Source organism: Humibacter sp., assembly GCF_051954055.1.
In the GTDB taxonomy this organism is placed as follows: domain Bacteria; phylum Actinomycetota; class Actinomycetes; order Actinomycetales; family Microbacteriaceae; genus Humibacter.
The window spans coordinates 19954-35457 of sequence record NZ_JBQCIE010000034.1; the positions used below are offsets into that span (position 1 = coordinate 19954).

The window sequence follows — 15504 nt, forward strand, 5'->3', positions numbered from 1 at the left end:
CATGACGGACAGCGAGATCACGACGATCCGACGCGGCGAGGCGTTCGCACCGGGCGCGTCATCCCGTGTCTTCACCGCGGAGAAGCCGTTGCGAGTCGGCGTCGTGGGCACGGGCGGCATCGCGGCCGCACACGCCCGAGCCGTCGCGAGCCTGGGTGGTCGTGCTCGGGTGGTGGGTGCGTGCGACATCGACGTGGATCGGGTGCGGGACTTCCAGCACACCTGGGATGTTCCGATCGGGACGACGTCGCTGGAGGAGCTGCTGGAGGCGGTGGACCTGGACATCGTTCATCTGTGTTCCCCGCCCGGTTCCCACAAGCAGCAGGCGGTGACCGCGCTGCGCCGCGGCATCCACGTGCTGAGTGAGAAGCCCCCGGCTCTGTCGTTGGCGGAGTTGGATGAGATCGCCGCGGCGGAAGCGGCGGGTGGCGCCTGGTTTGCGACGGTGTCGCAGCACCGGTTCGGATCCCGCGCGCTGTGGTTGCGGGACGGGGTCGCCGACGGGGCACTGGGCCGACCGTTGAGCGGGGTGTGCAACACGCTGTGGTACCGGCCGGACTCGTACTTCGCGGTGCCGTGGCGGGGGAAGTGGGATGTCGAGGGTGGTGGTCCCACGATGGGTCACGGCATCCACCAGCTGGACACCATGCTCTCCATCCTCGGCCCCTGGTCGCAGGTGGTCGCCGTCGCCGCACGACAAGCCCGCCCCGTGGCCACCGAGGACCTCTCACACGCGATCGTCACGCTGGGTAATGGGGCGGTGGTGAGTGTGGTGAACAGCCTGCTCTCCCCGCGGGAGACCAGCTATCTGCGGTTCGATTTCGAATACGCCACCGTGGAGTTGGAGCACCTGTACGGGTACACCGACGACTCCTGGAGAATCACCCCGGCACCCGGGCATGAGGAACAGGTCGCGGCCGTGTGGGCGCAGGGCCCGTCCGGGACCGGGAGCGGTCATGCCGCACAGTTCGCCGCGATCCTGACCGCGATCGAACACGGTGAACCGTTGCCGGTCACATTGCCGGATGCCCGCACCACCCTGGAGCTGATCGCCGGGATCTACGCCTCCGCGTTCACCGGAACCCGCATCCACCCCGGCGACATCGACAACGCATCACCCTTCTACCGCACCATGGCCGGAAACGGCGCGCCATGGGACGCACAGCCGGAGCACGACCCGCGATGAGTGGCATCGCCGCGGTCCCGGGGCTCCCCGGCGGCGTCGGCGTCTCACGCCTGAGGGTGTACGACTGGCCGACCGCCGACGGACTGAGCGGTGGTTCACCGCACCTGCACGCCGCGTCATCCGAGGCGTACATCGTGCTCGCCGGCCGCGGCCGGGTCCAGACGCTCAGCGCGCACGGCCTCGCGACGACCGAGCTCGAGCCGGGAACCGTTGCGTGGTTCACGCCAGGGACCGTTCACAGGCTCATCAACGACGACGGCGGCCTCGATATCCTCACGGTGATGTCGAACGCCGGGCTGCCGGAGGCAGGCGACGCGGTGCTGACGTTCCCGCCCGAGATCCTCGCAGACCCGCAGAGTTACCGACGCCATGCGGCGCTGCCGGCATCCGGCACCGAGGAGGAGCTGGCGGATGCCGCGCGCCGACGTCGAGATCTCGCACTCGACGGCTTCGCCCGGCTCTGCGCCCGTGCAGAGACCGATCTCGACGGTGCGCTCCGCGGCCTCTACGAGGCCGCGACCACGCTCGTGGCCGGGCGCATCCCGGACTGGCGCGCCATCGTCGAGGCCGGTCCCTCCGCGCAGGTCTCCGCCACACTGCGACAACTCGAGCTGCTCGAGAGCGGGAGCGCCGGCAACATGCGCGAGTCGCGCATCAGTACCGCCGCTGACTCCGCCGAGCGGTTCGGCATGTGCGGACGGCTCACGGTATGGAGCGGCGAATCATGATGCTACTCTTGCTCAGAAATCGCTTTCTGGTTCGGCTTGACGGATCGCGCAGGTCGCAGGTAACGTTGCTCCAACAGTTCCGGGGAAGCGCTTTCCAAGACTGTCCAACCCGATCTCGAGCATGGTTTGCTCGAGAGGATCGCACGGCGATCCGCACCACGTACTCAGCGTCGACTACTAGGGGGCTCGCGTGAGCGTCTTCGAAGAACTGCGATCTGTCAGGTCGTCCAAGACGACGGGCAAACGCGACAACAAGGCGGCGTTCTTCTTCCTGCTGCCGTGGCTCTTGGGGCTGCTCTTCATCACGGCCGGGCCGATGATCGCCTCGCTGTGGATCTCGTTGACCAACTACAACCTGATCCAATCGCCGTCGTTCATCGGCGTGCAGAACTACGTGCGGATGTTCCACGATCCGCGGCTTCTGAACTCGCTGCGCGTCACGTTCGAGTACGTGTTCGTGTCGGTGCCGATCCAGCTGATCCTGGCCCTGGCACTCGCGTTGCTGCTTGACCGCGGAATGAGGGCTCTGCCGTTCTATCGGTCGGTCTTCTACCTGCCGTCGCTGCTGGGCAGCTCGGTGGCCGTGGCCATCCTGTGGCGGCAGATCTTCGGCCAGGGCGGCCTCGTGAACCAGGTGCTCGGGCTGATCGGGCTGCACAACATGCCGGGCTGGATCTCGGACCCGCAGTGGGCGCTGGGCACGATCATCCTGCTGAACGTGTGGACGTTCGGTGCGCCGATGATCATCTTCCTGGCCGGGCTGCGGCAGATCCCTGACATGTATTACGAAGCGGCGTCGATCGACGGTGCCGGCAGGTGGCGCCGGTTCATGAGCATCACGCTGCCGATGCTGTCGCCAATCATCTTCTTCAACATCATTCTTCAGCTGATCGGCGCGTTCCAGTCGTTCACGCAGGCGTTCGTGGTCTCAGGTGGAACCGGCGGACCGTCGGACTCGACGATGTTCTATTCGCTCTACCTGTACCAGCAGGGCTTCAACCAGTTCGACATGGGGTATGCCTCCGCGATGGCGTGGCTGCTGTTCATCATCATCGCCATCATCACGGCCGTGACGTTCGTCACCTCGAAGTATTGGGTGTTCTATGACAACTGAGACCGCAACCAGGGCTCTGCTCGTCCCGTCGGGTCGCAAGGGCCGAGAGCGATCGCGTGGCATGCGCGCCAGCGTGCGCGGCGTGATCAAGCACGTGATCATGATCGCCGCGGCGATCCTGATGATCTACCCGCTGCTATGGATGGTCGTCAGCTCGCTTCGTCCGAACAACGAGATCTTCACGAACCCGAGCATCATCCCGAACCACTTCGACTGGCAGAACTACACCGCCGGTTGGAACGCGTTGTCCTCGCCGTTCGGGCTCTACCTCGGCAACTCGCTGATCATCGTGCTCGGCGCCGTGATCGGCAACCTGTTCGCCTGCTCGCTGGCGGCGTATGCGTTCGCGAGGCTGGAGTTCCGGTTCAAGCGGGTCGCGTTCACGATCATGCTGCTGACGATCATGCTGCCGTTCCAGGTGACGTTGGTGCCGCAGTACATCATGTTCTCGTTCGTGCACATGCTGAACACGTTCTGGCCGCTGATCCTGCCGAAGGTGCTGGGCACCGACTCGTTCTTCATCTTCCTGATGGTGCAGTTCATCCGCGGTATCCCGCGGGAGCTGGACGAGGCGGCGCGCATCGACGGATGCGGGCATCCCCGGATCTTCTTCCGTGTCATCCTGCCGCTCATGACCCCGGCTCTGGCGACGACGACGATCTTCACGTTCATCTGGATGTGGAACGAGTTCTTCGGCCCGATCGTCTACCTGACCCAGCCGCACACCTGGACCGTGCAGGTCGCCCTCGGCCAGTTCATCGACAACCAGACCGGCGGCAACTGGGGGCAACTGTTCGCCATGTCCGTCGTCTCACTCGTACCGGTGTTCATCGCGTTCCTGATCGGTCAGCGCTTCCTCATCAGAGGCATCGCCACCACCGGCATCAAGTAACGCCGCGCGCTGGAGCTGGGAGCGAAGGCCATTTCTGGCCTTCGCCGCGACGCCAGCGCCGACCGCCGTCTCGGCAGTCGGTTGTGACGAGGGGAGGTGCGGCACAATCGAGGGACACACCAAGGGGAGCAGGAGTGGCAGCAGACATCCGCAGCGCATCGCATGAGCCGGGCGGGAACGGCTCCGTCCCCACGCTCGCCGACGTGGCCAAGCACGCGGGCGTGTCCTTGGCGACGGCGTCGCGTGCACTGAACGGCAGCACGCGCACGGTCAATCCGCAGCTGAAGGCCAAGGTGGAGGCATCCGCTCGGCAGCTGCACTACACGGCCAATGTGCAGGCGCAGGCCGTCGCCCGTGGCACGAGCCGCACCGTCGCGCTCGTGCTCGGCGACATCGCCGACCCGTACTTCTCCGCGATCGCGGCAGGGGTGGCGGATGCCGCGGCACGGCACCGGCTCATCGTGACGATGTCCACGGCGGGCACGGAGCCCGAGCACGTGGTCGAGACGATCGCCGCGTTGCGGGGGCAGCGCCCGAGCGCCGTGATCGTGGTGGGCAGCCGTTATGTCGACGACGAGACGGAGGCCGCGATCGCCGCCGAGCTGCGGGCCGTCGAGGCGCAGGGCGGACGCGTCGCCATGATCGGCGCCCAGGCGAACGGGTTCCGGGCCGTCCCTGTGCTCAACGCGGACGGCGCCGCGGCGCTCGCGGATGCCCTTGTCGGGCTCGGGTACCGCGACTTCGCCGTTCTTGCCGGGCCGACGAGTCTGACGACGTCGGCCGACCGCACGCGCGGCTTCCTCGCCGGGTTGGCGGAGCACGACATTCGGCCGGACGAAGCATCCGTCCTCACCGGGGGGTTCTCGCGGCAGGGTGGATACCGCGACATGCTCCGGATGCTGGGTGCCGGCATCCGCCCCGAATGCGTCTTCGCCGTCACCGACGTGATGGCGGTTGGCGCGATGACCGCGATGCGCGAGCGTGGGCTGACGCCCGGCGTCGACATCGCCGTCGCGGGGTTCGACGACATCGAGATGCTGCAGGACGTCGTGCCGTCGCTCACCACGGTGTCGCTGCCGCTGCGGGAGCTGGGGGAGCGTTCACTCGAGCTGGCGCTAGCAGAGGCGCCGGTCGAGCAGCAGGCGATCCGCGGCGAGGTCACGCTGCGCGACAGCACCCCGCCCCGCGCCTGACGCCCTCCCCGCGGGTTGAGTAGCCGCGAAGCGGCGTATCGAAACCCTCCTAACGCGGTCATCGGGTTTCGATGCGGCGGCTGCGCCGCCTACTCAACCTGCGGGAGGGGCCGGTGGCTGTGTCAGGGGAGGGCAACCGCGGTGCGTGTGCCGTCGGGCCAAGTGACCTCGAACTCGGTCATCGTGCCTGCGGTGAACGTGCGCGCGGTCGGCGTGGCACCGGCGGGGCCTCGCCCGAGGTAGGACGCCGCGATCACCGTCTCGCCGGGCTGTGCCGCCTCGAAGACCAGCCACGGAACCGCGACGCGGGCACCGATCGGGGACGCGCCGTCCTCGACGTGCACACTCGGCGTCGCGCCGGGCGTCAGCGGGACGAGCTCGGCCATGAGCCCGTGCGACTCTGCTCGGGCTGCGCTGCCATCGGCGCCGTGCTCGCTCGACTCGCGGGGCTCGTCGCCGCTGAGTGGCCAGCCGCTGATGCGCAGCGGGACCGGCGAGGATGCCCGACCGTCGGCATCCGAGACCCGTACGGCGCGCACTTCCCAGGCTCCGCGGACCACGGAAGCGGTCTGAAGGGTCGGGCCGTCGGTGACGACGCCGCTGCGGCCGGATCCGTGGTCGGGTCCGGTGTCTCCGCTGGAGTCGACCCAGTGCGAGTGGGTGACGGAGGAGGCGTACGCCGCGACGCCGTCGTCGCCGATCAGTCCCCGGTCGAACCCGGTGCGATGCGTGGACCGGCCCTGCTCGTCGAGCGCACCGGCGGAGTTGTCCACCGGATCGTCGATCGTGGCGCCGATGAGCGGCGGAACTGTCGCGTTCGAGTAGCCGTAGCGCGCATAGATCGGCGAGTCGCCGGCGGCGTCGTCCTTCGCGGCGTGGTCCGCTCCGTGATTGAACAGGCGCACGACGCCGTCGGATGCCGTTCCGCTGACGATCCAGCCCGCCGGGCGGATCAGGCGCCGTGTGTCAGAGGCCTCCACCGGCAGCGGCTCCTCGACCGACTGCCAGACCGGATGCTCCACCGGCAGCAGGAGCCCGAGCATCCCCTTCGATGCCCAGTACGGAGACCCAGGTCCCGAGTAGTTCTGCGCCATCGCCGGCCACTCGCCGAAGTAGCCCATCGTGAGCAGCCCCTCGGCGGAGATGGCGCCGCGTTCCACGAACGCCTTGAGCACCCCGGACGCCGCCCGCCGGATCGCGCCGGGCGACAGGTTCGTTGCGCCGGTCATGGCACCCATCCAGAGCGGTGCGGCGGTGGCGAATCGGTAGATGAGGCTGCGACCCTGGAAGACCGGAAGCCCGTCGGCGCCGATGAGGTGCACATAGTCGTCGAGGAACTCGGTGAGCCGTCCGCGGAAGACCGGCTCGAGAGCGTCGGCGCCGAGCTCAGCGGACCCCTCGGATGCCGCCCACAGCAGCGGATACACGTGCATGGCCCAGCCGCAGTAGTAGTCGAAGGCGCGCAGTCGGCCGTCGGCGTACCATCCGTCGGCGCGATAGTAGGACTCGATCGTGGCCAGGTCGGCGGTGATGCGTTCCACGTCATACGGGCCGCCCACCGACGCCAGGAACGTCTCGACCGTGAGGCGGAACCACAGCCAGTTGTTGTCGGGGTACCAGCCCTCTGGCGACTGCGCCAGCCAGTCCACGAGCTGCTGCTTCTCGCCGGCGGAGAACGTGTCCCAGAGCCACGGCCTGGTCAGCTGCAGCGCGAGCGCGACGGATGCCGCCTCCACCTTCGCCTGATCCTTCTCGCGCGGAGTGGGCCAGCGCTCTGGATTCGCGGGGTCGGTTCCGGCAAGGAGCCCCCGCCGGTACCACGAGGTGAAGCCGAGCGGATCGGCGCCGTTCTCGCCCGCGATGCGGAACGCGTAGAGCAGAAGCGACCGTGCGAACCCTTCGAAGCCGTCGCTGCCCTCCCCGCTCGCGCTCGCCTTGCCCGGCAGCACGACCCGGCTCCCGGTCGCCGTGAAGTACGGCCGCAGCGACAGCAGAAGGTGGTCGGCGATGGCCGCCCAGTGTTCCCGAGTCCAGCCTGTGAAGGGCGAGAGTTCCCGGTTCTCTGCCGGCAGCTCGAGGGCCCGCGGATCAAGGTCCACGGGGTCGAGGGTTGGCCGGTCGAGTGTCATACGGTTGCCTCCTCAGGCATGGGGGTGGATTCCGTGGCGAGCCGCTGCGACGAGTCGCGCACGTGCAGCTCGGCGCTCAGCTTCACGCGGTGGGCGGGCCGGCTGGCGCCGCCCTCGAGGCGCGCGATCAGCAGGTTCACCGCCTCACGGCCGACGAACTGCTTCGGCGGCCGCACCGCCGTGATGGCCGGGTCGCCGTACCTGGCGACGTCGTCGTCGTAGGCGACGAGCGCGAGATCCTGCGGCACGCGGATCCCGCGGTCCAGGCAGTGCTGCTCGAGCGCCAGCGCCTGCGGGTCGGGCAGCACGATGAGGGCCGTGGTTCCGGACTTCTTGCAACGGTCGAGCACGTCGTCCATCTCGCGTTCGCGGCCGGGAGCGTCGAAGCGCATGCCGTTCAGCTGCACGCCATCCGTCGGCAGGCCCAGCGACCTGATCGCGGATCGCCACCCACGCCGCACGTAGCGCCCCGTGGGGTACTCGGACTGCGTGAGCAGGCCGATGCGCTCGTGCCCCGACGCGTGCAGGTGTCGCACCGCTTCGGCCGCGCCGGTCGCGTGATCGGTCACCACGGACTCGAGCCGGTGCACGCCCGCGGCGGAACGGATGCGCCGCTCCGCCAGCACCACGGGCACCGGCAGCGAGTCGAGCCAGCGCAACATCTCCAGGCCCTCATCGCCGGACTGGTCAGCGGCCACGATGAGCCCGTGCATGCCCGGCGTGTTGAGCAGCGCCTCGACCTGCTTGCGGTTGTCGCGCACATCGTAGGTGGATGCCCGCAGCATCAACCGCGCACGCAGCTGCAACGCCTGCGCCCTCGCGCCGTTCACGATGGGCGGCCAGTAGTAGTCGAGCGAGGGGACGACCATACCGATCGTGTACTTCGTGACCGTCGGATCGTGGCCGGCGAGTCCCGGCGCCAGGCCGGGTTCGATGGAGCTGCGCAGTGTGGCGCCGCCGTGCACCCTGGTGACGAGCCCCTGCTGGGCGAGCGCGTTGATGTCGCGCCGGATCGTCAGCTCGCTCACCCCGAGCCGAGTGGCGACGTCGCTCACGCTCACCGACCCGTGCTCACGGATCTCGTCCATGATGCGTTCGCGCCTCTGCAGCGCGAACAGCTGGTCTCCGCCGCTCACGGCCGCACCTCCTCCACGATGGTGGTCAGGGACCCGGCCGATGCCTCGAGCCTGTACGTCAGACGAGTCAGCTTCGCCCCCCACGCGTCGATCAGCTCGGGGTCGTCGAGCTCCCACACCTCGGCGGTCGGCTCGACGCCCTCTGCCGTGGTGACGCGGATGCTGCGTCCGTCGGCGGTGACGACGACCTCGGCGCCGCGCACCTCGACGGAGCCCGCCGCGATGAGGTGCACGTCACTGGCCGCCGTTCCGTCCAGCCGCCAGGTGTCCACGATCTCCGCGCGCTGCGCCGACACGAGACGGAACGCGCGCGTCCACGCCTCGCCGTTCGCCACCGGGTACGCCCTCGAGAGGTCGAGCTCGAGGCCGTCCTCGGGGACACCCAGCACCGTGGCCGCGAACGCCGGGCCCTCGCCCTGCTCGAGCCCGCGCGGGGCGGGCGCGTTGTGCCATCCGCTCTGCATGGCGCGGATGCCGTACCGCTGTGCGCTGAACGTCTGCGCGGTGTACGTCGGCTTGCCGATGTCGACCAGCAGCGGTCGCCCGCCGGAGGCGAGGATGAACGAGCCGACGTCCTTGTGGTTGTGGTTCTCGTCGTTCGTGCCGCCCTTCGCGGCGAGCGTCAGGCCGGCCGTACTACCTTCTTCGGTCCGGCACAGGAGCACCTGTACGGAGGGCAGCCAAACCCTGGTCGGCAGCGGCGGAGCGCTGGGAGCGGTGTCACGCCACGCCGTATCGCTCAGCGCTCGCATCAGCCGCGGCAGCCCGCGGTCGGCGTGCGCGACGGGCTCGCCTGGGCGTCGTCCGCCACTCGCCCACGAAACGACCTGCTCGTCGCCCAGCAGGGATCCCCAGCGGAACGGAACGTGCCAGGGCTCGCGAGCGCCGATGCGTGCCCGTCCGTCGGCCACATTCACGTACCAGTCGCCGCCGAGCTGCATGCGCATCGGGAACCGCAGCGATTCGGCGATCACCGGGATGCCCGCGGCATCCAGCGCGCCATCGGTGATCCGCACCACGACGTCGAGGAACTCGAGCATGCGCGCCGCGCCCTGCCACCAGTAGCTGACGCCCTCGTCGATCGCCCCGTCGGCGGGCAGGGTCGCGACGTACCGGTCCAGCGCTTCCAGCGCCCGGTCCAGGATGCGGGCGAGGCGCTCCGTGTCGTCGACCAGCAGCACCGCGGCGAGCACGATGTTGCCCAGGATCCACGGGTTCCAGTTGTTCACCTCGCGCCAGTAGCCGAGCCACCAGAGGTCGTCGCGCGTCTCGAACGGCGTGAAGACGCGCTGCTCAGCCTCATGACGAATGCGTTCTCGGATGCCCGGCCACGTGGCATCCCATCGCTCGCCGAGCACATGGTCGGCGACGGCGAGCTGGGCGAGCACCTCGCCGGCCCAGAGGTCGACGTAGGGGGAGGAGGCATCCGAGATCACGAACCCGCGGCGCGCGTGCGCGTCGTCGTGCGCAGGAAGCGACCAGGTGCTCAGCTCGCACATCAGCACGGCGCCGTCGGCGGCCTCGTCGAGCCAGGCCGGATCATCCGTCGCCGCGGCAGTCACCACCGCCCGGGTCAGGCGGTACATGCGATCGTCGAGCGCCTTCTCGTACTGGCGACGGTCGCCGTCACGCACGTAACGGGCGAAGACGGATGCCAGTGCCTGCGGCCAGGGCTGCCCGCGTTCCGCCCGCGCCTGCTCGGCGACCGCGTCGAGCGTGACGCTGTCCATGGCTGTCCAGGCTGCGCGGTCCGCCGCGGTCGGGATGCCCAGGCGCCTGCGCAGCTCGGCGACGCCGACGCCGCGGAAGGCATCGGCGAGCGCCGGCCCGCGCATCCCCTCGCCCCACTGCGCGAACAGCGGGCCGCGGAACTCGTGGTGCTCCACCTCGACACCCGTCGGAGGTGTGGCGTGATCGCTGACCCGTGATCGTTCCAGCATCCTTGCTGTCCCTGCTACCTTCTTGGCTTGTTCGTTCGTATTTGTATGTTGCTGTTCGAGTCTGATCGTCGTGTTTGTTGTCGATCGGGATTGAGTATCTACTGTTGATCGCGACGATGCAATGCGAATCCGTCGCACGCCTCACATCCCGATGAATTCGCTGGAGCCCGCCGAGAATGACCCCAACCCGCAAGCCGGAAGCCCTCGTGGTGATGGCGCGTGACGTGTTCGAGAGCCAGTTCGATCTCGAGCGTCTTGACAGGCTCCGCCTTCTCGCCGAGGTCCCCGACCCGGTCTTCACCGACGACCTCGACGACCCGGCGCTGAGCGAGCGGCTCGCGCACGTCGAGGTCCTGCTCACCGGCTGGGGCGCTCCGCGGCTGACCGGCGAGCGGCTCGACCGCATGCCGAACCTCAAGGCGATGCTGCACTGCGCGGGAACCATCCGGCCGCAGGTCAGCGACGAGTTCTGGCTCCGGGGCATCCGCGCGTCAACGGTCGCCGAGGCGAACTCGGTGCCGGTCGCGGAGTACACGCTCGCCGCAGTGATCTTCGCGGGCAAGAAGGCGCCGTTCATCGCCGCGGATGCCGAGGCGAGACGCGGCAACGGCCTGCGCATCGAGCGCTACGGCGAGCTCAGCAACCTCGGCCGCACGATCGGCATCGTCGGTTTCAGCCGCGTCGGTCGGCGTGTCGTCGACCTGCTGCAGCAGCTCGAAGACGTCACCTGCCTCGTCTCAGACCCCTACGCGGATCCGCTTGAGGTGCAGGCCGCAGGCGCCGAACTCGTCACGCTCGAGGAGCTGCTGCCGCGGGTCGACGTGCTCTCGCTGCACGCACCAGCTCTGCCCTCCACCCAGAACATGATCGGCGCCGAGCAGCTGGCCGCCCTGCGCGACCACGCGACGCTGATCAACACGGCTCGCGGCAGTCTGATCGACACGGCCGCCCTCGAGGCCGCCTGCGCTACCGGCCGCATCAACGCCATCATCGACGTCACCGAACCGGAGCCGCTGCCGGCGGACTCCGTTCTTTTCACCCTGCCCAACGTGATGATCACCCCGCACATCGCGGGCTCACTGGGCAGCGAGCTGCACCGGATGACGGATGCCGCGCTCGACGAGCTCGAGCGCTACGCGGCGGGCGATCCGCTCGTCGACGAGATCACCAGCGAAGACCTACAGCTGAGCGCGTGACGCCCTAGACGTTTCCCTTCACCACAACACCCAGCAAGTCCCCGATAACAAAGGAGTTCATCTCATGAAACGCTCTCTGATCGCGGCGGGCGCGATCACCGCCGCGCTTGCGCTCGGACTCACCGGATGCGCGGGCACATCCTCGTCATCCCCGACGTCCGGTTCGACCGACGGCGCGAAGACCACACTGCGCATCTCGGTCTGGAACTACGCGCAGACGCCCGAGTTCAAGGCGCTGTTCGACGCCTTCGAGAAGGCGAACCCGAACATCACGATCCAGCCGGTCGACATCCTCGCCGCCAACTACGAGGACAAGGTGACCACGATGCTCGCCGGTGGCGACACCACCGACATCATCACGGTGAAGAACCTGACCGACTACTCGGGCTACGCGCAGAAGAAGCAGTTCATCGACGTCAGCGACATCGCGAAGTCACTGCCCGCCGACAAGATCCCGGCGCTGTCGAACTACAAGTACGACGGCAAGACGTACGCGATCCCGTATCGCCAGGACTTCAACGTCCTCTACTACAACAAGGCGATGTTCAAGAAGGCCGGGCTCTCCGACCCGACGAATCTCACCTGGGACGAGTTCGCCTCAGACGCCAAGAAGCTCACAACGGGTGACGGCGCGTCGAAGGTGTACGGCGCCTACATCCACACCTGGAACTCGATGGTGCAGGGCATCGCGGCCGCTCAGACCGGCCACAACCTGAACACGCCGAGCTACAGCTGGATGAAGGACCAGTACAACCTGACGCTGGGCATGCAGAGCGCGGGCACGACCATGAATTGGGCGACGGCGAACAGCCAGCAGGTGCAGTACAAGGACGTCTTCGAGAAGCAGCAGGCCGCCATGGTCCCGATGGGCACCTGGCTGATCGCTCCGCTTCTGGCCGACAAGAAGGCCGGAACGACGAACGTGGACTGGGGCATCGCACCGCTTCCGCAGCTCAAGGCGAACGGCAAGATCACCACCGACGGCGGACCGACCGGCTTCGGCATCAACAAGAACTCGAAGAACGTCGCCGCGGCGAAGAAGTTCCTGCAGTTCGCGGTGAGCCCGGCCGGCGCCAAGGCTGTGGTCTCGGTGGGCATCGTGCCCGCCTACCACAGCCCCGACATCACGAAGGCCTACTTCGGCCTCGACGGGATGCCGCAGGATGCGACGTCGAAGAAGGCGTTCAACCCCGACGTCATCAAGCTCGACGCGCCGGTGGCGCCGAACACGGCGGCGATCGGCACCATCCTCAACCAGGAGCACCAGCTCATCATGACCGGCAGCAAGTCCGTCGAAGACGGCATCGCCGAGATGGAGAGCCGGGTCAAGTCGGAAGTGCTCGGCCAGTAGCCGAGCAACGGTCGGCGCCGGGCATCACGTCCGGCGTCGGCCGCATCGCATGAGGACGTGACACCATGACGACCATCACCGAACGCCGAGAGCCGGCCGTGCCCTCGGCCCCTGCACCCGCCAAGCCGCGAAAAGCGAGCCGCAGGATGCGTCGCCGCGCCATCCTCGTCGGCTGGAGCTTCATCCTGCCGAACTTCGTCGGCTTCGCGCTCTTCACGCTCGTCCCCGTGATCGCCGCCTTCGTGCTGGCCTTCATGAACTGGGATGCCTACAACCCGCCGACCTTCGCCGGCTTCAAGAACTTCGTGCGGCTGTTCGCCGACGACAGCTTCCATGTCGCACTTGGGAACACGCTGCTGTACGCGCTGGGTCACGTGCCGTTGACGCTCGCGTTCTCACTCGGGCTGGCCATCCTGCTGAACCAGAAGCTGCGCGGCATCGCGTTCTTCCGGGTCGCGATCTTCTTCCCGTACATCACCTCGCTCGTGGCCATCGCGATCGTGTGGAACATGCTGTTCGACCCGACGAACGGACCGATCAACCAGTTCCTTCACGCGATCGGCATCGCCAACGCCCCGGGTTGGACCTCGAGCACCGCCTGGGCGCTTCCCGCCGTGATCATCACCAGCGTGTGGCGCGACATGGGCTACTACATGGTGCTGTTCCTCGCCGGGCTCCAGGCCATTCCGAACGAGTACTACGAGGCGGCCGAAATGGACGGCGCCGGCCGCTGGCGCAAGTTCTGGAGCATCACTCTTCCGTCCCTGCGCCCGACGACGTTCCTCGTGCTGGTGCTGCTGAGCGTGTCGAGCTTCAAGGTGTTCGATCTCATCTTCGTGATGACGCAGGGCGGTCCCGGCCGGGCGACGCTCGTGCTCTCCCAGCTCATTTATCAGGACGGCATCATCAACGGCCAGTTCGGCTACTCATCCGCCATCTCGCTGGTGCTGTTCCTGATCGTGCTGATCGTGACCGTGTTCCAGTTCCGTATCCAGCAGATCAGGGAGCGATGATGTCCACTCTGACCTCAGACCTCGCGCAGGAGCTCGAGACCGAGCGCACGCATCCGTCGGCGGGGCGCCGCGGACGAGGAGGGCGACGCATCCGTTCCCGCATCGGGCGCATCGCGATGTACGTCGTGCTCGTGGTGCTCCTCGTGGTCGTTCTGCTGCCGTTCATCTGGATGCTCTCCTCGTCGTTCAAGCACGACAACGAGGTGCTCAGCGTTCCGATCCAGTGGATCCCGTCCACGTTCGTGTGGAGCAATTACCAGCAGATCTGGACGCAGATCCCGATGGCCGGCTACCTCATGAACTCGGCGATCCTGGCCGTCGTGATCACCTGCCTGCAGGTGCTGACCGGCAGCTTCGCCGCGTACGGGTTCTCGAAGGTGCGCTTCCCCGGAAGGGATGCCCTGTTCCTCGCCTACATCGCCACGATCGCGGTGCCGTGGCAGGCCTACATGATCCCGCAGTACATGATGATGCAGAAGGTGGGCCTGACGAACACCTTCACCGCGCTCATCCTGCTGCAGGCCTTCGGCGCGTTCGGCGTGTTCCTGATGCGGCAGTACTACATGACGATCCCGGACGAACTAAACGAGGCCGCGCGCATCGACGGGCTCAACGACTACGGGATCTGGGCGCGCATCATCCTGCCGCTGTCGAAGCCCGCGCTCGCATCGCTTGCGCTGCTCACGTTCGTGAACACGTGGAACGACTACATGGGTCCGTTCATCTACCTCTCCAGCAACGAGCTGTGGACGGTGCAGATCGGACTGAGATCGTTCATCGGCCAGTACTCCGCGCAGTACGCCATGATCATGACCGGGTCGGTGATCTCGATCATCCCGATCCTCGTCATCTTCCTGGCCGGGCAGCGGTACTTCATCAGCGGCATCGCGACGAGCGGAATGAAGGGATGACCGCCACGGCACCCGGCACTCGTCGCCGTGGGTTCTTCCAGTTCCGCCAGGAGACGATGGAGACGATCTTCGGCTACGCGTACGCGCTGCTCATGGTCGATGTGCTCCTCGTGGTGTTCAACCTCCCGCTGGCGTTCATGCTCTTCGTCACGGTGGACTCGCTGCAGTCCTGGCCGTTCTTCCTGCTTCTCTCGCTCACGCTCGCGCCGTCGTTGGTCGGCGCGTTCGAGGTGTTCCGGGCGATGCGGGAGGACGGACGTCCTCGGCCGTTCGCCGCGTTCCTGCGTGGCTATCGCCGGCGCGGCTGGGCGGCCTTCTTCGTCGGGCTCGGGACAGCGTTCATGGTCGCGATCGCCCTGTTCGACGGGACCGCACTCGCTGGAACGGTGTGGGCGCCGCTGCTCGGACCGCTCCTGGCCGTGCTCGGAATCGGCTCGGTCGCTGTCGCCTTGTTCACGCTGTCCGGGCTCGTCGTGTTCGAGTCCGCGTCGCTCCGGGCTCTGGCGAAGGCGGCGCTGTACCTCACGGTGCGGCGCTGGTACTTCAGCGTCGTCGCACTCGTGATGGTCGCGCTGATCGGCGCAGCCGTTCTGCTGCAACCGGTGCTGGGCGCCGCACTCGTGCCGGGCATCCTCCTCTACGCGGTGTTCGCGAACGCCCAGTACTCCTTCCACCGTGCAGTGGAGGCCGAGCGCGGCTGAGTTGGTGCTGCGTC

The 15504-nt window shown here is 67.6% G+C and carries 13 protein-coding genes; 10 read left to right on the plus strand and 3 right to left on the minus strand.

Features of this window, described 5'->3' with window-relative positions; genetic code table 11:
• The first annotated feature begins 1 nt into the window (after window position 1).
• From ACTHNC_RS04560 to ACTHNC_RS04580, 5 genes are all read left to right on the plus strand, one after another.
• Window positions 2-1186 carry a Gfo/Idh/MocA family protein gene (locus tag ACTHNC_RS04560; protein WP_440293413.1) on the plus strand — a complete coding sequence of 395 codons (1185 nt, stop codon included), beginning with the start codon at window positions 2-4 and terminating at the stop codon, window positions 1184-1186.
• The gene (locus ACTHNC_RS04565) at window positions 1183-1914 is read left to right on the plus strand and encodes a cupin domain-containing protein (RefSeq protein WP_440293414.1); all 732 of its coding nucleotides are present in this window, start codon (window positions 1183-1185) and stop codon (window positions 1912-1914) included. The genes ACTHNC_RS04560 and ACTHNC_RS04565 overlap by 4 nt, the downstream gene beginning before the upstream one ends.
• 190 nt (window positions 1915-2104) lie before the next feature.
• Window positions 2105-3028: a carbohydrate ABC transporter permease gene (locus ACTHNC_RS04570; RefSeq protein WP_440293415.1), complete on the plus strand. Its 924-nt coding sequence runs from the start codon at window positions 2105-2107 to the stop codon at window positions 3026-3028.
• Entirely contained in the window at window positions 3018-3920 is a 903-nt protein-coding gene (locus ACTHNC_RS04575) for a carbohydrate ABC transporter permease (protein ID WP_440293416.1), read from the plus strand. Before ACTHNC_RS04570 ends, ACTHNC_RS04575 begins: the two co-directional genes overlap by 11 nt.
• Before the next feature lie 134 nt (window positions 3921-4054).
• The gene (locus ACTHNC_RS04580) at window positions 4055-5113 is read left to right on the plus strand and encodes a LacI family DNA-binding transcriptional regulator (RefSeq protein WP_440293417.1); all 1059 of its coding nucleotides are present in this window, start codon (window positions 4055-4057) and stop codon (window positions 5111-5113) included.
• A gap of 122 nt (window positions 5114-5235) precedes the next feature.
• Here the strand turns inward: ACTHNC_RS04580 and ACTHNC_RS04585 are convergent, their stop codons facing one another.
• From ACTHNC_RS04585 to ACTHNC_RS04595, 3 genes are read right to left on the minus strand one after another with little or no spacing between them, the layout of a single operon-like run.
• A complete protein-coding gene (locus ACTHNC_RS04585) occupies window positions 5236-7242 on the minus strand; it encodes a DUF2264 domain-containing protein (RefSeq protein WP_440293418.1) in 2007 nt (668 codons plus the stop codon).
• Window positions 7239-8378, minus strand: a complete 1140-nt coding sequence (locus tag ACTHNC_RS04590; protein ID WP_440293419.1) for a substrate-binding domain-containing protein — start codon at window positions 8376-8378, stop codon at window positions 7239-7241. Before ACTHNC_RS04590 ends, ACTHNC_RS04585 begins: the two co-directional genes overlap by 4 nt.
• Entirely contained in the window at window positions 8375-10318 is a 1944-nt protein-coding gene (locus ACTHNC_RS04595; protein ID WP_440293420.1) for a heparinase II/III domain-containing protein, read from the minus strand. The genes ACTHNC_RS04590 and ACTHNC_RS04595 overlap by 4 nt, the downstream gene beginning before the upstream one ends.
• 176 nt (window positions 10319-10494) lie before the next feature.
• Here ACTHNC_RS04595 and ACTHNC_RS04600 point away from each other — a divergent pair, with 176 nt between their 5' ends.
• The 5 genes from ACTHNC_RS04600 (at window position 10495) to ACTHNC_RS04620 (ending at window position 15490) form a co-directional block, all read left to right on the plus strand.
• Complete coding sequence (locus ACTHNC_RS04600) at window positions 10495-11514, plus strand: hydroxyacid dehydrogenase (protein ID WP_440293421.1); 1020 nt, start codon at window positions 10495-10497, stop codon at window positions 11512-11514.
• Window positions 11515-11578: 64 nt separating this feature from the next.
• The gene (locus ACTHNC_RS04605) at window positions 11579-12865 is read left to right on the plus strand and encodes an ABC transporter substrate-binding protein (RefSeq protein WP_440293422.1); all 1287 of its coding nucleotides are present in this window, start codon (window positions 11579-11581) and stop codon (window positions 12863-12865) included.
• Between the two features lie 65 nt (window positions 12866-12930).
• On the plus strand, window positions 12931-13878 hold the full coding sequence (locus ACTHNC_RS04610) for a carbohydrate ABC transporter permease (RefSeq protein ID WP_440293423.1): 948 nt from the start codon (window positions 12931-12933) through the stop codon (window positions 13876-13878).
• Window positions 13878-14789: a carbohydrate ABC transporter permease gene (locus ACTHNC_RS04615; protein WP_440293424.1), complete on the plus strand. Its 912-nt coding sequence runs from the start codon at window positions 13878-13880 to the stop codon at window positions 14787-14789. The genes ACTHNC_RS04610 and ACTHNC_RS04615 overlap by 1 nt, the downstream gene beginning before the upstream one ends.
• Complete coding sequence (locus tag ACTHNC_RS04620; protein WP_440293425.1) at window positions 14786-15490, plus strand: DUF624 domain-containing protein; 705 nt, start codon at window positions 14786-14788, stop codon at window positions 15488-15490. Before ACTHNC_RS04615 ends, ACTHNC_RS04620 begins: the two co-directional genes overlap by 4 nt.
• Window positions 15491-15504: the final 14 nt, after the last annotated feature.